The following is a 17,586-nucleotide window of genomic DNA, read 5'->3' as shown; positions in this document are numbered from 1 at the left end:
GACGCGACTGAGCACGATTATACCCACACACATCAACCCCCTCGCCTGTCATGCAATCTGGGCGGTCCACTCCCCACGGCCGTAGCGCTGCTGGGCCAGGGTGCGGGCCCGTTGCTCAACCTCGGGCGCAGGACTTGATATGCGAAGATCCGACACCAGGGAGGGCAGGGTGTCCAGAAGGGCATCGATCAGAGATTGACGGGTCAGACTGGTCTGCCTGTCGATGGGATCCACCCGGCTTTTGACCGAGTTCACGGCCTTGTCGTGGAATTTCGCCGGGTCCACGTTGAGTACCTGGGCCATCAGATCGGCATCCACCGAGTAGGAAAGGGTGGTGTGGTGGAGCAGTCCGCCCGGTCCGCGGGAGCCTGCCGGCAGTCTGCGCTGGGCGGCGCCCCCCATCTTGCCCCGCGGGGAGGCGATGTCATTCATGCCCTGCCAGCCCGCCTGAATCCCTTGCATGCGCAGACCACGAACCAGCCAATAGTCGCAGATCCGGTAGGAGTCGATCAGGTCGGTCCCCTTGACGAAGTCCAGGGGCAAATAGAGGGAATAGGTGATGGCCCGGTCGGGCTGGATGACCATGGTGCCACCGCCGGTACAGCGGCGAACCAGGGTAAAGCCCAGACTGCGCGCCCGCTCCACGTGGACCTCCCGGCTCAGGGACTGGAAGCGTCCCAGGATCACCGCTGGCGCCGCCCAGTTCCAGATGCGCAGGGTGGGTGGCAGCTGGCCCTGGGCCACGGCATCATTGAGAGCCTGATCCATGGCCATCTGCATGGCCGGCTGACGTGGACGGTCCCTGATCAGGTCCAGCTTCAGGCCAGACCAACGGCGGCGGCATTCGACCTCGTCCGGCTGCGACTGTTGAAAAGACGCCTGGTCGGGCTCCTCGTGCCTGTGGATGACCAGCCCAGACGGCAGGGCGCGCTCCAGTGCAGTCACTAGGGTCCATGGGGACACGCCGACAACCCGTTGGCCATCCCCTTCTGCCATGATCCTGCCCAGCCGCTTCAGAGCCAGACCAGGATCCAAAGGCAGCGGGATACGGCAAATTGCGGATTCCAGCCGGGATACCGGCCCATGATCATCCTCGGATTCACGGGAGGCGGTAGGAGCCGGCTCCGTAAAGAAGTCGCCATCAATCCTGCAGGAAGTGATGACTGGACGGGAGTCTGCCCCCCGGCCCAAGGTCAGGGTTACGCCCGCAAGTTTACCGCCCATCTGCTTGCCGACGCCGCGCAGAGGGGCCGGATTCAATCCGTCAACTCCCATCCGCGAGCGTCACGATGCCAGAAGGAGCCGGTTGAAGATGTCAGAATCAGGATGCCTTCGATCAGCCCCCAGATTATGGCGATGGTCGGCCCAATGAAGAAGAAGAGGAAGCCGATCAGGGTGAGCATGAGCTGAGCCACACCCCGGCCGGTTCTGCCCAGGTAGAAGTTGCCCACGCCGAAGCAGCCCAGAAAGATGCTGAGCAGACCTGCCGCCAACTTGCTGTGCGGAGTGGGTGATATTGGATAGGGACTCCTGCCGGTGGGCATAGCCCCTGGATACCCGCCCTGGGGCATGCCCGGATAGGGCCAAGGCATAGGAGCCTGCGGGGGATACTGCCGACCAGGATATTGATTGCCCGGATACTGGCCTGTTGGGTATTGATTGCCCGGATACCCGCTCGGTGGGTACTGGCCAGACGGGTACTGGCCGGGATAGCCCGGTCCCGGCTGATAGGGCCTTGGCGGATACTGGCCACCGGAATACTGGCCACCAGGATATCGCTGACCGGTTGGATATTGTTGACCAGCTGGATACCCGGCGGTCGGATACTGACCGGGCTGATAGGGCCCTGGCTGATACGCCCCAGGATACTGGCCACCGTTCTGAGGGGCAAACGGGTATCCGGCATTGGCCCTCTGACCTGTCGGATACCCACCATGGGGATACTGACTCGTGGGATACTGACCGGAGGAATACTGACCGGTCTGATACGGATTCTGATTCCCCCCGCCAAAATCATGGCCAGCGGGATAGCCCGAAGCCTGTTGCTGCCCGTCGACTGCATCTGGACCTGACTGGCCCGACTGCGCTGTTTTGGCAGTGGCATCTCCCCCGGCAGGCTCCTGTTGCTCGGGCGAAACCTGCGGGGACGGGGAGGGACCGAAGCCGGGATTCCCTGTCGGCATATCGCTGGACTGCCGGTCGTCCGGCTGGGGGGCATCATCCATAGTCATGCCCTCCAGTCTAGCCGCCATCCGGCCCGATCACAGCCGGCTTAGGATATCTCTGCCGATCTGCTCCGTGCTCCGCTGGGTGGAGCCGGAGCGTTCGATGTCGTCCTCCACGGCCCGTTCGATGCTGGCCGCCTCATCCTCAAAGCCCAGATGATCCAGGAGCATCCCAGCCGAGAGAATGGCAGCCGTGGGGTTGGCGATCCCCTTGCCGGCGATGTCGGGGGCGGACCCGTGGATGGGTTCGAACATGGATGGGTAGGTGCCCGAGGCGTTGATGCAGCCGGAGGCCGAGTAGCCCACGCCTCCCACCACAGCCCCCGCCTCGTCCGTGAGGATGTCGCCGAAGAGGTTGTCGGTCACGATCACGTCGAAGCGGCTGGGCTCGGTCACCAGGAATATGGTGGAGGCATCGATGTGCAGGTACTCGCGCTCCACGTCGGGGTACTCCTGACCCACCTGGTCGACCAGCCGCTGCCACATATCTCCCGCGTTGGTCAGCACGTTCTTCTTATGAACCAGAGTCAGACGACGGCGACGCTTCATAGCCAGCTGGAAGGCGTAGCGGATGACCCGTTCCGCCCCGTATGCCGTGTTGATGGAGACTTCGGTGGCCACCTCCTGGGGGGTGCCCCGGCGAATGGAGCCACCGGCCCCGGCATAGAGCCCCTCGGTGCCCTCACGCACGACCACGAAGTCGATGTCACCCGGGTTGGCCAGGGGTGATACCACGCCCTTGTAGAGCTTGGATGGACGAAGGTTGACATACTGATCCAGTTCGAAACGCATTTTGAGCAGCAGTCCCCGCTCCAGGATGCCGGCCTTGATACGGGGGTCGCCGATGGCCCCCAGGAGGATGGCATCCTGCTGCTTGAGCCGGTCCAGATCCTCGTCGGGCAGAATGGCTCCATCGCGCAGGTAGCGCTCAGCGCCCAGGTCGAAGTCCTCATAGCGGATATCAGCCTTGCCCCGGGTCACCTTCTCCAGCACAGCCTGAGCCTGGGGAACGATCTCCTTGCCGATGCCGTCACCGGCAATGACCGCAATGTGATATGTTTTCTGCTTGCTATTTGTCATACCCCGAGCATAACGAGCCTGCCAGGGCCCTTTCCCGACCCCGACCGAATCCCGGACAGGCCAGGTTCAGCGGCTTTCAGGAACCATGATGGACAGGCACCAGGCGTTCTCGAAGGCCAGCTCCTCCCACTGCCGGTAGCGTCCGCTGATGCCTCCGTGGCCTGCCTGGACCTCGATCCTGATCAGCGCATCGGCCCCCACCTGCGGCTCCTGCAGCCTGGCCACCCACTTAAGCGGCTCCACATAGAGCACACGGGTGTCGTTCATGGATGTGGTCACCAGGATGGCAGGGAAATGGTCGCTGCCAAAGAGCCGACGCCGACAATCCGCATCGGGAACGTTCTCGTAGGGCGAGTAGGAGCGCATATACCGGTAGACCTGCTGGTCATGCAGGGGGTCTCCCCACTCGTCCCATTCGGTCACGGTCAGCGGCAGGTCCGGGTCCAGAATGCTGGTCAGCGCGTCCACAAAGGGGACGTCCGCCTCGATGCCGGCATAGAGCTGGGGAGCCATATTGGCCACGGCCCCCATCAACAGCCCGCCGGCCGAACCACCGTTGGCCACGGTATGACGTGGATCCGCCCAACCCTGGGCCTGCAGGGCGGCAGTCACGTCGATGAAGTCCAGGAAGGTGTTGACCTTGTGCAGCCGGCGGCCCTGCTCGTACCAGGCGCGGCCCATCTCCCCGCCGCCGCGCACATGGGGGACGGCGTAGAGTACGCCTCGGTCCAGCAGGCTGAGCCTACCGGTGGAGAACCCCGGGTCCTGGCTGATCTCGTAGGCTCCGTATCCGGTGATGAACATGGGTGCGGACCTGTCCGGATCATGGTCCGGCCAGGGACGGCGCTCAGGATGGTCGGGAGCCTGGATAATCGTGTCATCAGGCCCGGTCCTCCCGCAGGCATCCAGCCCCGGATGCATGCCCCGCCGCCAGACCAGAGAGACCGGCACCAGGGCCCCATCCCTGACACGAACCAGAACCCGACGCTCGGCATAGCGCTCAGACCGGAAATCACCCAGCACCCGGGCCCGCTTGAGCAACCGATCCACGCCCCGGACCGGGTCCAGCTCGCGCAGCTCGGCCGGGGTCCCATAGCTGCCCCGGATGTAGCGCAGCCCGGGAGCCTGGTAGGAGGGGTTATCAGTGGGACCGATGCTGTAAAGACGGTCAATGCCGTCCCTGGCCTGGTCGGGCAGGACCTCACGGAAGCGCCAGGGCCGACCCGCCCGCAGATCCTCAAATGCCTGATCCTTGGCAATAACAGCCATATGAGGAAGACTGTCAGCCCGGTAGGTCAGGACCACGAAGCTGCGATGGATGCCCAGACCTTCGATTCCCAGCCCGCGAGCGCCCTGGAGGATGGCCGGATTGCCCGGATCCCGAAAGGGCTTCTCGGGCGGCAGGGAGGCCAGGTCTCCGGAGCGCTCGCAACCATAGGGGCTGCCTTGTGCCAGCCGCACCCCTTCTCCCAGTCGAAAAGGCGGACGGTGGCTGCGCAGATCGATCAGATCCACCTCGAAGTTGGGGTTGTTTACATTGTGGTAGACCACAGCTACCGGCAGATCCTCCCCTGCCGGACCGGCATCTTCGAACCTGGCCAGGCTGATGTCGTACTCGACCCCCTCCTTGCGAGGGATCAAGGGCACAAACTCGCCCTCTGGCTCATTCAAATCCAGCATGAGCACCTCGCTGGTGGTCTTGGACCCGGTGGCAATCAGCATGGCGGATTCGTCGTAGCTCAGGCCCAGCCCCACCCAGAAGCGCTCATCGTCCTCCTGGTAGACCATGACATCCTGGTCGACCGAAGTGCCCACCTTATGCCGCCAGACCGTGTCCGGACGCCAAGCCTTGTCCAGGCCGGTGTAGAAGACCCATCGGCCGTCGGGGGTCAGCACTGCCCCGGAGGAGACCTGGTCGATCCGATCAGGCAGGTCTCGGCCTTGGGAAAGATCCCGGATACGCAGGTCGTAGCGTTCGTTGCCCCTGGTGTCCAGGCCATAGAGCATCCACCGACCGTCGGCGCTCAGATCCAGGCAACCCAGGGAGAAAAAGTCGTGGCCTTCCGCCTCGGCATTGGCGTCGAAGATGACCTCCTCGCCAGGCATGGATCCAGGCGCCGATGAGGCCTGAACCGTTGGAGGATCCCAGTCATCCTGGTCGCGCACCGGCAGGCGGCACTGCACCCCGTACTCCTGGCCCCTAAGCGTTCTGGAGAAGTACCAGTAACCGTGCATCCGAGTTGGCACCGACATGTCGGTCTGCTGTACCCGGTCGGTGAACTCCTTAAGTAAAGTGGCCCGCAAACCCTTCTGACCGGCCAGACGCTCCTGGCAGTAGCTGTTCTGGTCGCGCACATAGGCCTTGGTGGCAGGATCCTCCCTGTTGCGCATCCACTCGTAGGGATCTTCGAAGTGATCCCCATGGAAGCATCGATCGGTGGGACGGCGTTGTGCACGAGGAGGAATGGAGTTGACGGCCGAAAAACTCATGGAGCGATTATATTCGGGCGCGACGACGCAGATAGGGCAACAGGGTCCGCATCAGATTGGCGCCCGTGGTCCCGTAGAAGACCGGCACCTGCGTCACCGGCATCGGCTGGGTGGCAGTGCGCTTGAACAAGGATCCCAGCCCGGTCTCCGAGGGGCTCAGCTGACGGATGCCGATGGCCAGGACCCGGTCCGGATATTGATGCACCACCTGGGCGAAGGTGGCGGGGTCGCTCTGCCCGTCATCGCCCATAAGCACGAAGCGCATCTGGGGGAAGTCGGCCATGAGCTGGTGGATGAACTCCATCTTGTGTTGCACGATGGAGGGCACGAAGGTCTTGGGCCTGGGATCCAGATCCCGCAGCAGCAGAGGGCCGGACGGAAAGCCGTGGTCACGGATGAAGCCGCGTATGGACCCCTCCACATTCCAGGGCGAGGCCGACAGATAGAAGAAGGGCATCCGGGGGTCCAGGTCGCGGATGCGGTTGTAGAGCACGGCCATGCCCGGCACCGAAGACCTGCGGTGCGGATTTGACAGGAGCAGGTTCCAGGCAGCCTTCCAATGATTGGGCACCTGGCTGATCATGATGGTGTCATCCACATCGGATATGACACCGACCGGCGTTTGACTGGGCACGATGTACAGCGGCGCGTCGACAGGTCGGCGGCCCCGCACCTGGTAGGAGACCCGGTGCACGCCTGGGGTCAGCCGATGCTCGGCCACCAGATCAAGATAGCCCGATCGGTCGGAGAAGACCGCATCCGCACTCAGGCTGCGGCTGGGATCGACGGCATCGTAGACCGAGGAATCGCCCACCTGGACCCTCCCGATGGCGGTGCTGTCAATGGCCAGCCTGACCCTGGTCCTGGGCGCGGGTACGGTCAGCAGACCGCGGATGCCCCGGATGGCCGGATCCTCACGTCTGCGGCCGTCGGTCAGAATAGTGCGGCAGATCAGTCGGGAGTATGACTCGGTACCGTAGCCCACATAGGGTTGGACGTCGGCCGACCAGCCCATGCGATCGGTCATATTGATGGACAGACCCACCCAGAGGTCGAAGGCGCCCGTTACCAGGCGCCTCAGCAGACGCACCGGAGCAGGTCTGCTCTCGATGCCCTCCCCGGGCGCGGCTGAATCGAAGGTGGTGCTGACCGATCGGACCCGCAGGGGCCTTTCATCGCGGCCGGATCGCCTGGTCATGTCTGAACCGTCAGTTCAGGCTCTTCAGTAGCTGACCGTACTCCTCGGCGCTCATCAGATCAGGCTCATCGTCCTCCAGGTCGATCTTGGCTATCCAGCCCTCTCCATAAGGGTCGGAATTGATGACCTCCGGATCGTCCGAGGCCGCCCTGTTGACGTAGGCGATGGTGCCCGCCACTGGGCAAACCACCGGCTCCACCGCCTTGGAGGACTCAAGCTCGATGACCTCGTCGCCAGCATCGACGTGGGTGCCGGTCTCAGGCAGATCCAAAAAAACCAGGTCTCCCAACTGGTCAGCCGCATACTCGGTCACGCCCATGGGCGCAGGAGACTGACTGGGGTCGATCCAGACGTGATCCTGGGAATACCTCAAGTGGTCAGGCACGTCCAAACGGGAGGTTCCATCACTGTGTTCATCGCTCATGGTTCCAGCCTACTCGACCGTCTGCCGCGACAGGTGCATCTACCGGGCCGGACCTGGCGGAACCTGACCCTCCACCTTGACCATGGTCCCGGCCGGGGCGTTGTCATAGATCCACTTGGCATCCTGCTCGTACATATTGATGCAGCCGTGGGATCCGTAGTGGGTGGGGTCGCCCTTGGCGATGCCCCCGTAGTTCCAGTCGGCCGTGTGGAAGCCCTCACTGCCGTTGTAGTAGGAGACCCATCTGACGTTGGGCGAGACGTAGCCGGGGCCGCGCATGGTCTGGACTGTGTAACGCACGTTGATGAAGAAGGTGCCGGTATCTGACTGGTCCCCGTCGTAGGGCTTACCTGAGCAGATGGGGAAGGTCTTGACCTCGGTGGTGCCATGGTAGGCGGTGGCGGTCTGATCGCTCAGGTTGACCTGGATCCAGGTGTCGCCGTCAGGCACGTCGTAGCGGGCCACACGTGTCTGCTCCTTATGCGGGGTGACCTCGGCACGCGCCTGGACCGGGTTCGTGTCACCCTGGACCAGGGCTTTGACGACCAGATCAGCTGTGGCGGGTACATCCGAAACCCGAACCCCGTCCACACCCTTGGTGGTCTCAGCCACCACTTCGCCCTTGGTGTTCTTGACATTGACGGCGGTGACCATATCCCGATCCAGATGCCGGGCCAGCTCCTGATCCAGGTACTGCTGAATTGCCTGCCGATCGAAGCCCAGCTCCATGGTTCCCTTGCCCAGGTCCGTCACCGGCTTGACCCAGGTGGCCACGGTGGCGGCCGGAACAGTCATGACATCGTCATCGGTCCCCTTGATGACCAGATCCTTGGCCACCCGTTGATTGGCTTGAGCAGCCACCTGATTGGCGGTATCCAGGCTGATGGGCATGCCCACGTCCTTGTAAACCAGCCCAACGGCCAGCCGCCTGCCAGGCTTGTCTATCAGAGAGGAGACAGCATTTTGCACACGGCCCATCTCAGGACCCTTGCCGCCACGCCCCTCCTGGGCCCTGAAAGCGTGAGCGCCGGAGTCAAAGACGATGGTAGAGGGGACGGAACGGTCCTGGCGGTCGATGAAGTGCTCGGTCAGATACTTGTTCATGGCCAGTTGGTCCCGCTCGGCCACCAGGGGTACAGCTTCGCTATGGAAGGGGTTGAGCCGGGAAATACCTGCAGAGCCCTTGGCAGTCATGACCCTTGTGACCGTGGCATCCTGATCCACACTCACGCCCAAGTCCTTTAGCCCCGCCCGCGCGGAGGCCCCTTCGCCTTTGAGCTCCACCTGGGAGTCACGCACCTGCTGATCGACAATCTGACGGACTTGGTCGTTGGTCCGACCCATCATGATCTTTCCGCCCAGGGTGACGCCGGGGGCCACCCGATCGCGGAAGAAGGCGCGAGCGCCGAACCAGCACCCTACCAGAATCAGCACAGCCAGAAGCAGCAGGGCCAGGATGGTACGCCCCCGATGACGGCTCGACTGGGCTTCGTGGGCGGGACCTGCGCCCAGTGCCCGATTCGCTTGCTTATCAGCGGACAGGTCCACAGGGTCGGGCCCGTCGCCGGTCGTCGGCGGCATGGTCACAGTTTCGGCCTGGTCGACGTCCGAGATACGAGGCTCTTCTTGCCCCTCCATGGCCATAGCACACCTTTCGCTGCTTACAGTTCCCTGCAATATCTTACGACAGGACCAGGTCCGAAAGCACGGGACTTCCCAAATGGGTCAGAGCTCGCTGCCATACCACTGTGCAATCATGTGCCTGGCCACACTAGCCGCCTGTGGTATGCGCAACTGGCCCGAGGCCAGAGCAGCGCCGAATTCCTCCCGCGTGAACCAGTCGGCGGCATCGGTCTCCTGACCATCCACCCGGATGTCCGTATTCATGGATCTGGCTCTGAAGGCCACCATAAGGGAGGATGGGAAGGGCCAGGGCTGGGAGCCCAGGTACCGCGTCTCACCCAGGTTCAGGCCCACCTCCTCCAGGGTCTCCCGCCGGACTGCATGCTCCAGATTCTCCCCGGCCTCGACGAATCCAGCGGTGACTGAACGAAAACCGGGAGCCCACTGCCGATTGTGCTGGAGCAGAAGCCGATCGTGGCTGTCCACCACGGCCATGATCACTGCGGGCTCGATGCGGGGAAAGAGCGTGTGCCTGTCTCCCGATGCACTCCCCTGGCAGATCTGAGCCCATCCGGCCTGGCTGGGATGGACCGGAGCACCGCAGCGGGGGCAGAAGGCCTGGCGTCCATGCCACACGGACAGGGCGACCGCGCAGGTTGCCAGGCCCACTTGCCGCGGACGGCCATGAGGAGCATACTCACGCAGGGCCAGCCAATCGAAGCGCTGGTCAGCGGCCTGAGCCAGGTCACGAAGAGGGCCCTGGACAGCCTGACCGGCGCAGGCAAGATCCAGATCCAGGGCCAGCCAGGCCTGACGGTCGGCCTTCCCCAGATAGTAGCAGGGCGGCTCAAACCGGCCCGTCGAGCCTGCCAGAGGACCCCGCAAGTAGGCAGCGGGCAGGGTAGCCAGACGGATGCTGGCCCCGGTGCGACCGGCCAAGGCCCCCTTGCCCCTAGGCACGGCCACCTTCCCGCCCCGAACCAGGATGACACTGGTACCCTCCTGGTCCAGCAGACGGTCAAGCAACCCGGGCTGTTGCCGCGATGCCGTGTCATAGTCCACATCCCCCTGGGCCAAAGGCAAAAAGGGCAGGGGCCCGGTAAGGGCCAGCGGGGAAAAGACCGTTTCAGGATCGCTCATGCTTGCCTCCCTACGCGTTGAACCAGGTCCAGCAGGGCAGCGGCCACCTGGTCTGGATGCTCGACGGCACTGAAGTGGCCACAGTCGTCGATGGCGGTAAAAGTGACATCGGTTCCGGCCTGGCGCATGGCCTGAGCCAGAGGCTCCATGGTGCGTGGAGGGCTGGAGGGATCGCAGCGGCCGCTGACAAGGGCCGCAGGCACTCTGATGCGGCCGACCAGATCACCCTGATCCTGGCGGCCTGCGGCCATCCGCTCACGCCAGGCGATGCCCCGGGGGTCCTGGGACTGTATCCATTCGGTCATGGTCTGTACAAAAGCGGGCGAACGCTTGACCGTGGAATCGCCCTCCTGGGGCCTGGCGAAGTGCATGACCGGATCCAGTGTCCCCTCCACCTCGCAGGTTCTGGCGATCTGCAGCCGGTTGGCTCGGGAGGACGGGCGGTCAGCCTTCATGGTGGTATCGCACAGGGCCAGCCCAGCCACCATCTGAGGGTAAAGCCTGGCTACGGCCTCGACCAGGTAGCCTCCCATGGAAAGTCCGACCCAGATGGCCTTCTGCGCCCCCGTGGCGGCGACCATGTCTACAAAGGCCTGAGCCATGGCATCCAGGGCACCGGGCAGGGCGCCATCAGAGTCAGCTGGACCACAGGATGCCGGCTCAGGCAGGGGACAATCGCCTGCCCCGGGCATATCCGGAGCATAGACAGGGAAGGGGGCCATACCCGCACGATCCGCCTGGTCGATCAGCGAGGCCGCACACCGATCCCACATGCGATGGTCCACGGGGAAGGCATGGACCAGCACCAAGGGCAGCCCCTCCCCCTTTCGATATACGGTATTGGCAATGGTCATGCCCGCCTCCAAGGATTCACGGCTCACAGCGCACCGGCCCAGGTCAGGGCGCTCATCAGCACCTTGCCGTGTCCACCGGGCATCTGGCTTATGAAGGACTCCAGCATGTCGCCCTTGGGATCGATCCATTCCACATCCAGGGTCTCATCCTGGGGCTTGCAGTCCCCGGCCACCGGCACCAGATAGCACAGAGCAATGGCATGCTGGCGCGGATCGTAGTACTCCGAGACTCCTGGGGTGGGGAAGAACTCAGCCACGGTGAAGGGCTGCGGGCTGGCAGGCAGCATAGGCAGGGCCAGCTGGCCCAGATCCTTGGCAATGTTTCTGGCCAGAGCCTCCCTGATGGTTTCGTGGTAGAGGATCCGTCCGGTGATCAGGGTGCGCTCGATGTTGCCCTGATCATCCACTCGCAAAAGGGTACCCACCTGGGTGACAGCGCTCATTTCATCCACGCGAACCGGCACTACCTCCACGTAGGGCATGGGCAGGCAACGCCGGGCACGGTCAATGGCGTCACGGTCCAGCCACCCGGGAGGATTCGAACCCGAAAAACCCCGGTTGAAGTCCTCTGGGGTGATGTGTGAGAAAGCACCACGGTCGCGATCGGCATCGAAGTCGTCATCATCGGGAATCTCGTCGTTCAGCACTGGCATAGTTCCATTATCCGTACCAGGCTTGACCGCCCACAGGACCCCGGCGGACATCTCCACCCAGAGCATATTCGGGCGCTTTCTCCAGCCTTGATGGAATGCTGATGATTGAAAGCGGTTGCTAAGCACGGGAGCTTCCCGCGCGACAGTCAAACTACTTCAAGGAGCGTTATCATGGCCACCACGACTATTACTTCGGAAAACTTCGAGCAGACCATCAAGGACAACGACCTGGTGCTGATTGACTTCTGGGCCACCTGGTGCGGACCCTGCAAGGCCTTCGGCCCCATCTTCGAGAAGGCGTCGCAGGCTAACACCGACATCGTCTTCGGCAAGGTGGACATCGACCAGAACCAGGATCTGGCCGCGGCCGCCGACATCCAGGCGGTGCCCACGCTGATGATCACCAAGCAGGGGCAGATCATCTTCAAGCAGGCCGGCGCGCTCAGGTCTTCGGATCTGGACGACCTGATCGACCAGGCACGCAAGGCCGATGTGTCAACCCCGGCGCGGGTTTGAGTCAGTCGAGTTGGTTCCAAAGCAGGTTTGCACTACAGTAGAGCTGTGTTTGTCCAGTGACCCTTTCGGCACTGCCGGAAGCGTGCGGTCGATAGGAACTGACCAGTCGACTGATCACTGAGGATCTGTCGGTCCAACAGAGGAGAGTAATGGCGAACCACCGTAGAGGACGGATGAGTGCGGTCAAGGCTCTGACCAAGCGTCAGTGGCTGCGATTGGCTGCCGGTGTCACCGTTCTCGGCATGGTTATTGGCGCGGGCTTCGTCTCGCGCGACTTCTATACATCCACTGAGAGCTCTGCCAAGTCAGGCGTAACTTCCTATTCCGCTACCCAGGATCTGGGCACAGTGTCCCGCGGGAGCACCAGACAGGCTATCCGCAATGGTGCTGGCGGCGCCAACTCCGATACCTCCTACGTGAATGTGCAGATCAACGGAAAGAACAAGGTGGTGCTGGGCAACGGCTTCACCAATGTCAAATCGGTTCTGGAGGCCGGAGACATCACCCTGCAACCGGGCGACCAAATTACCCCCTCACTGACCAGCCGGGTCAGTGAGAAGACCGTCATCCGCATCGACCGGGCCAACGCCCAGGTCAAGACGGACGAATCGCCCATCCCCTTCAACACCATCGAGGAGAAGACCGACTCCCTGCCGTCAGGCACCACCAAGGTCAAGACCGAGGGACAGAACGGCGTCATGGAGACCACCAGCCTGGTCACCGCAGCCGGCAGCAAGCACCTGACCAGCAACATCTTCGCATCCTTCGTCAAGACCGTCCCCGTGGACAAGGTGATCCTGGTGGGCACTGGCGGTGGCACCCCTGCACAGTCCGGCTCGACCACCACCACGACCCCTGTAGGCGAAGCCCAGAGCATCGCCCATGATCTGGTCACCTCCCGCGGCTGGGGCGAGGATCAATTCACCTGCCTGGTGCAGCTGTGGAACAAGGAGTCCGGCTGGCGGACCAACGCAGCCAACCCCTCAGGTGCCTATGGTATTCCCCAGGCATTGCCCGGCAGCAAGATGGCCTCGGCCGGCCCCAACTGGCAGACCGATGCCCACACCCAGATCGTCTGGGGACTGGGCTACATCCAGGGCCGTTACGGGAATCCCTGTGGCGCGTGGGCCCAATCCCAGTCATCCAACTGGTACTGATCCCTTTCTCATAAAACTCAATCAAGAACTTCCGGCAGGCTGGTTCGGCTTGCCGGAAGTTCTTTTTGTATATACGAAACAACCAGTCCCGATTTCCTGTCGACAATCCGACCGTCAATGCAAAAGAGAGGCATCAATGAGAACTTGGTATTCCAGATCCATATGATATAAACTAACTTTGATTGAAACGTCATGCACGCTGGCCATGGGGATTGAGCTGGGGATGCAGATGCCACGTTGCATGCGCCGTTGCTTTCAAAGGGGACTGTATGCAATCGTCATATAGGAATCGTGCATGCTGCGTAGCTTCTCTTGCAGCCATTATCGCCTCAGTGTTGATATTGGGAAATCTCTCGGAGATTGACCTGGCGCAGGCGGATGCAACCGCATCCCCGACAGCATCGCAAAGCACGGAAAATGAAGCTGAGGGGGTGACCCCTACTATACCTAGCTCAACCCAAGCTCCCCCTAATGCTCCAACGCCAACAGTAACTCAAAAGCTGGATTCCCCTATCCAAACAACACCTTCTCCCGCCTTTCCATCCCCCACTTCACTAGGCTCAGCAAGCCCTGCTCCTTCCACCCGGTTGACAAGCCCCTGCTTAAATAATCAATGTTCGGTCACTTTTGACACGGCACAAGCTGACACAACGACCCCTGACACTCAGACCGTCCCTTCGGAAGGCCAGGCGAAACGTCCGACCGATCCCACCAGGCACGGGTACCTCTTTGACGGCTGGTTTATTGGCCAGGTAGCCTACGACTTCAACCAGCCCGTCACCAGCAACCTGAAGCTGACCGCAAAATGGACAACCGGCGATGGCCATTGGTCCCTGGCACCTGCACATGGAGCTATATCGGGGGGCACCACCGTGACGGTAACTCCTCCGGCAACCCGGGGCATCAAATTCTCACAGATCACGTCAGGATCCACCCAGTCACTGGCCCTAGGCTCGGACGGCAACATCTATTCCTGGGGCAAAAACGCTTATGGTCAACAGGGCGACGGCACAAACATCGATCACCAAGCCCCAATAAAAGTAGCCAAACCAGCCAATGTACCAGCAGGATTCATTTTCACGAAGGTAGACGCTGGTGATCATTCCGCCCTGGCCATGGGTTCAGATGGCAACCTCTACACTTGGGGATTCAATGCTTCTGGACAGCTGGGCGATGGAACTACCGAAAACCGCAGTAGACCTGCTCCGGTGAAAAAGCCGGATGGGGCCGCGCCTGGATTTACCTGGAAGCAGGCAAACACCAGGTGGGACCACACTGTGGCCTTGGGATCAGACGGCAATCTCTATGCATGGGGACTGAACTCATATGGACAACTCGGCAATACCAGCGTTCCGAGAGGCCCTAACAATCCAGCTGCATATAGCACTAAACCCGTCCCCGTCAGCAAGCCGGCGGGAATCACCCTTACCCGGGCGACCACGGGACGATACAGCTGCTTGGCCATGGGATCCGACGGAAAACTGTATGCCTGGGGATGGAACAGTTATGGGCGCCTAGGAGACGGCACCACAACAGATCGTTTGACGCCAACCCAAGTCCTTCAGCCCAATGGGGTCACGTTCTCGCAATTCAGTGTAGGAGCCGACTACAGTTTCGCCATCACTACGAATGGGGATCTTTACGGTTGGGGATGGAATGACAGCGGGCGCCTGGGAGACGGCACCACAACAGACAGGCATGTACCTACGCTCATACCGCGCCCCGATGGGACACCTGCAGGATTCACCTGGAAGCAGGTCATGGGCAGGGACTATCACAGCATGGGCATCGGTTCAGATGGCAATCTTTATATTTGGGGCGTCAACCGGTACGGCGAGCTAGGCTTTCCGGACGTACCCACCGGCGAGACCAGTACCGTCATCAGACCGCGGCCGGTGCAAAAACCGAAACCCTCAGTGGCCGGACAGGAAACCAGCTGGGTTCAGCTCTACGCTGGATGGGAGCAATCCTTAGCCCTAGGGTCAGACGGAAACCTGTATACTTGGGGGTGGAACTGCGGGGGCCAACTAGGTGATCCGACCATTCCCACAGGTTACGACAACAGCAAAGCCAAGAGGCTGACACCAGGTCTGGCGGCCTTCCCGCTTACACCGGATCTTACTGCGGTCAAATTCGACCAAACACTGGGCAGCAATCTCAAAAAAGCAGGTACAAACTGGCAGGTGGTGACACCAGCTCATAGGAAGGGTCGAGTGGATACGGCCATCACCTGGAATCTCTATGGTCCGCAGCCCGATGAGATCCTGGACTACACCTATGACCCGCTCACCTATGTTGTCACTTTCGACAAGGCCGACGGCAGCCAGCCCACCAGTCAGTCGGTCATCGAAGACCAGATGGCTTCCAGACCGGATCAAGACCCGACCCGTCCCGGCTTCCTATTTGATGGCTGGTTCAACGGCGATGCGGCCTACGACTTTTCTTCCCCCGTCAAGGGTTCCACGAAACTGACAGCCCACTGGACGGCAGGCACTGGGCAATGGAACATCTCTCCCAAGCAGGGTCCCGACAGTGGTCAGACCAAGGTGACCCTGGTTCCACCTGCAGCGCGAGGCATTAGGTTCAGCCAGGTCAGTGCCGGCGATGATCATTCATTGGCTCTCGGATCGGATGGAAACGTCTATTCCTGGGGTGCCAATACATACGGACAGCTTGGCGATGGGACCACAACGGACCGCTTGACCCCGGTTCAGATTCCCAAGCCGACAGGCGTGAACCGATTCACACAGGTCAGTGCAGGAAAAGCCTTCTCATTGGCCTTGGATGACCAGGGTCACGTCTGGGCATGGGGGCTTAACAGCTCTGGACAGCTGGGCAACAATACTGTTGCTACCAATGGCTCATCTGCATACAGTTCAAGCCCGATTCGCGTGCAAGCCCCAAGCGGGATGACGGCAACAAGCTTCAGCCTCACCGGCATCAGTGCAGGAATCACTCATGTCCTCGCCGTAGACGGGCAAGGCAGAGCCTGGGGCTGGGGATCCAATGAATTCGGCAAACTGGGTGTTTCCTCTGGCACTGTGGCGATGACAGGAATCACCACCAGACCCGTCCAGGTCGCAACCCCGCAAGGTGAGACGACGGGATTCCACTATGCACAGGTCAGTGCGGGAGGCTCACATTCTCTGGCAACTGACACCCAGGGCCGTGCCTGGGGCTGGGGATCGAACCAGAACGGTGACCTGGGCAATACTAGCGATGTGGCGCTTAATGGCTACACCTTCACACCTGTCCAAGCCAAGCCGGGCACCAACCCGACAGGCGGCTTCAAGCCTGTTCAGATCATCGCCGGCAGCGGCCACTCCTCCGCCCTCGATGATCTGGGACGCCTATGGTCCTGGGGCGGGAATAGCAATGGAGAGCTCGGCCTGGGCGACACCACCACAAGGACTGCCCCATCCTTGGTAGCCATGCCTACAAACGTCAGCACGTTCACGCAGTTGACAGGCAGCAGAGTTAGCGGCAATTCGCTGGCTCTGGACCAGAATGGAAGCATCTGGGGCTGGGGTCAAAACTCAACAGGCATGTTGGGGACTGGAGGCACAGGCAGCCTAAACAAGCCTACAAAAATGAGAAATCCATCAGGCATTGACCACTTCGTCAAGGTCAGCGCCGGCACTGGCCACACCCTGGCCGTCGCCTCCAACGGCAGCACATTGGGGTGGGGAAACAACAGCCAAGGAAGGCTGGGAAACAACGCGACACAAACAACTTATTCTCCTGTCAACGTGCTCTTCCCCTTCAGACTCGGCACCCCGTCCGCAGTACAATTCGGAGGCACCTCAGGAACCAGCCTAAGCTCCACGGGGCAGAAGGACGGCGCCTGGACTGTGCTTACGCCGAACCACCAGGCCGGCGACACGACTGTCAGCATCGCTTGGACGCTCAATGGGGCTCCACAACCCAACGATGAGACCAATGCCTTCCGTTTCATCCACTATGGCATCCTCCCCCTGACCGGAGAGGCAGGCATCCTAGTGACCATCCTAACCGGCTTGCTGGCCGCAGTCGCTGGCCTGGCCGCCAACCGGCAACGCCTTGAAGCACAAAGCACACAAGGCAGAAAAGCAGCCGCTCGGCACAAGCACTGACAGGCATAAACGAGCAGGGCCCCGCCACTAAAAGGTGTCGGGGCCCTGCTGCGGTCTCTGTGCCTGATTCGCTCTATATATGCACCCTCAAACAGTCAGGTCAACCTGACAACA

General features: G+C 61.7%; 14 protein-coding genes and 1 pseudogene. 5 read left to right on the top strand and 10 right to left on the bottom strand.

The window, feature by feature from the left end; translation table 11 throughout:
• Positions 1-48: 48 nt before the first annotated feature.
• Together P273_RS0105415 and P273_RS0105410 are read right to left on the bottom strand one after the other, a co-directional pair.
• Positions 49-1,275: a biotin/lipoate A/B protein ligase family protein gene (locus P273_RS0105415; protein WP_121914433.1), complete on the bottom strand. Its 1,227-nt coding sequence runs from the start codon at positions 1,273-1,275 to the stop codon at positions 49-51.
• Positions 1,257-1,544: a TM2 domain-containing protein gene (locus tag P273_RS0105410; RefSeq protein WP_024627456.1), complete on the bottom strand. Its 288-nt coding sequence runs from the start codon at positions 1,542-1,544 to the stop codon at positions 1,257-1,259. The genes P273_RS0105415 and P273_RS0105410 overlap by 19 nt, the downstream gene beginning before the upstream one ends.
• 111 nt (positions 1,545-1,655) lie before the next feature.
• On the opposite strand from P273_RS0105410, the gene P273_RS0105405 reads away from it, so the two are divergent.
• Positions 1,656-2,072: a hypothetical protein gene (locus P273_RS0105405; protein WP_024627455.1), complete on the top strand. Its 417-nt coding sequence runs from the start codon at positions 1,656-1,658 to the stop codon at positions 2,070-2,072.
• Positions 2,073-2,261: 189 nt separating this feature from the next.
• On the opposite strand, the gene P273_RS0105400 is transcribed toward P273_RS0105405, so the two are convergent.
• The 8 genes from P273_RS0105400 to P273_RS0105365 all read right to left on the bottom strand — a co-directional run bounded on the left by P273_RS0105400 (position 2,262) and on the right by P273_RS0105365 (position 11,687).
• The gene (locus tag P273_RS0105400) at positions 2,262-3,305 is read right to left on the bottom strand and encodes a 3-isopropylmalate dehydrogenase (RefSeq protein WP_024627454.1); all 1,044 of its coding nucleotides are present in this window, start codon (positions 3,303-3,305) and stop codon (positions 2,262-2,264) included.
• 66 nt (positions 3,306-3,371) lie between these two features.
• Positions 3,372-5,795 carry a S9 family peptidase gene (locus P273_RS0105395; protein WP_024627453.1) on the bottom strand — a complete coding sequence of 808 codons (2,424 nt, stop codon included), beginning with the start codon at positions 5,793-5,795 and terminating at the stop codon, positions 3,372-3,374.
• Between the two features lie 7 nt (positions 5,796-5,802).
• Positions 5,803-6,993, bottom strand: a complete 1,191-nt coding sequence (locus tag P273_RS0105390; RefSeq protein WP_024627452.1) for an App1 family protein — start codon at positions 6,991-6,993, stop codon at positions 5,803-5,805.
• A 10-nt stretch (positions 6,994-7,003) separates the two neighbouring features.
• Positions 7,004-7,417 carry a glycine cleavage system protein GcvH gene (gene gcvH / locus P273_RS0105385; RefSeq protein ID WP_024627451.1) on the bottom strand — a complete coding sequence of 138 codons (414 nt, stop codon included), beginning with the start codon at positions 7,415-7,417 and terminating at the stop codon, positions 7,004-7,006.
• Between the two features lie 39 nt (positions 7,418-7,456).
• Positions 7,457-9,055: a L,D-transpeptidase family protein gene (locus tag P273_RS0105380; protein ID WP_216476356.1), complete on the bottom strand. Its 1,599-nt coding sequence runs from the start codon at positions 9,053-9,055 to the stop codon at positions 7,457-7,459.
• A gap of 87 nt (positions 9,056-9,142) precedes the next feature.
• Positions 9,143-10,180, bottom strand: a complete 1,038-nt coding sequence (nudC, locus tag P273_RS0105375; protein ID WP_024627449.1) for an NAD(+) diphosphatase — start codon at positions 10,178-10,180, stop codon at positions 9,143-9,145.
• The gene (locus tag P273_RS0105370) at positions 10,177-11,034 is read right to left on the bottom strand and encodes an alpha/beta fold hydrolase (RefSeq protein ID WP_024627448.1); all 858 of its coding nucleotides are present in this window, start codon (positions 11,032-11,034) and stop codon (positions 10,177-10,179) included. The genes nudC and P273_RS0105370 overlap by 4 nt, the downstream gene beginning before the upstream one ends.
• Before the next feature lie 23 nt (positions 11,035-11,057).
• On the bottom strand, positions 11,058-11,687 hold the full coding sequence (locus P273_RS0105365; protein WP_024627447.1) for an NUDIX hydrolase family protein: 630 nt from the start codon (positions 11,685-11,687) through the stop codon (positions 11,058-11,060).
• Between the two features lie 171 nt (positions 11,688-11,858).
• On the opposite strand from P273_RS0105365, the gene trxA reads away from it, so the two are divergent.
• The 4 genes and pseudogenes from trxA (at position 11,859) to P273_RS09820 (ending at position 17,472) form a co-directional block, all read left to right on the top strand.
• A complete protein-coding gene (gene trxA / locus P273_RS0105360) occupies positions 11,859-12,203 on the top strand; it encodes a thioredoxin (RefSeq protein WP_024627446.1) in 345 nt (114 codons plus the stop codon).
• Between the two features lie 173 nt (positions 12,204-12,376).
• Positions 12,377-13,360, top strand: coding sequence for a G5 domain-containing protein (locus P273_RS0105355; protein ID WP_034524889.1), 984 nt, complete (start codon positions 12,377-12,379; stop codon positions 13,358-13,360).
• A gap of 269 nt (positions 13,361-13,629) precedes the next feature.
• Positions 13,630-14,160: pseudogene (locus tag P273_RS10255) on the top strand (InlB B-repeat-containing protein); the annotation flags it as partial.
• Positions 14,161-14,232: 72 nt separating this feature from the next.
• Positions 14,233-17,472 (top strand): InlB B-repeat-containing protein, encoded by a 3,240-nt coding sequence (locus P273_RS09820; RefSeq protein WP_253269580.1) that lies wholly within the window; start codon positions 14,233-14,235, stop codon positions 17,470-17,472.
• Positions 17,473-17,586: the final 114 nt, after the last annotated feature.

This window comes from Bifidobacterium sp. A11 (genome assembly GCF_000499185.1).
Classification (GTDB): domain Bacteria; phylum Actinomycetota; class Actinomycetes; order Actinomycetales; family Bifidobacteriaceae; genus Bombiscardovia; species Bombiscardovia mizhiensis.
Note: the sequence above shows the minus strand (reverse complement) of the source record. Positions and strands in the feature narration are given on the sequence as shown.

Coding starts and splice junctions, on each gene's coding strand:
- P273_RS0105380 (WP_216476356.1), bottom strand. CDS start 9,055: ATGGAGGGGCAAGAAGAGCCTCGTATCTCGGACGTCGACCAGGCCGAA.
- P273_RS0105410 (WP_024627456.1), bottom strand. CDS start 1,544: ATGCCCACCGGCAGGAGTCCCTATCCAATATCACCCACTCCGCACAGC.
- P273_RS0105400 (WP_024627454.1), bottom strand. CDS start 3,305: ATGACAAATAGCAAGCAGAAAACATATCACATTGCGGTCATTGCCGGT.
- P273_RS0105355 (WP_034524889.1), top strand. CDS start 12,377: ATGAGTGCGGTCAAGGCTCTGACCAAGCGTCAGTGGCTGCGATTGGCT.
- P273_RS0105370 (WP_024627448.1), bottom strand. CDS start 11,034: ATGACCATTGCCAATACCGTATATCGAAAGGGGGAGGGGCTGCCCTTG.
- nudC (WP_024627449.1), bottom strand. CDS start 10,180: ATGAGCGATCCTGAAACGGTCTTTTCCCCGCTGGCCCTTACCGGGCCC.
- P273_RS0105415 (WP_121914433.1), bottom strand. CDS start 1,275: ATGGGAGTTGACGGATTGAATCCGGCCCCTCTGCGCGGCGTCGGCAAG.
- P273_RS0105365 (WP_024627447.1), bottom strand. CDS start 11,687: ATGCCAGTGCTGAACGACGAGATTCCCGATGATGACGACTTCGATGCC.
- gcvH (WP_024627451.1), bottom strand. CDS start 7,417: ATGAGCGATGAACACAGTGATGGAACCTCCCGTTTGGACGTGCCTGAC.
- P273_RS0105390 (WP_024627452.1), bottom strand. CDS start 6,993: ATGACCAGGCGATCCGGCCGCGATGAAAGGCCCCTGCGGGTCCGATCG.
- trxA (WP_024627446.1), top strand. CDS start 11,859: ATGGCCACCACGACTATTACTTCGGAAAACTTCGAGCAGACCATCAAG.
- P273_RS0105395 (WP_024627453.1), bottom strand. CDS start 5,795: ATGAGTTTTTCGGCCGTCAACTCCATTCCTCCTCGTGCACAACGCCGT.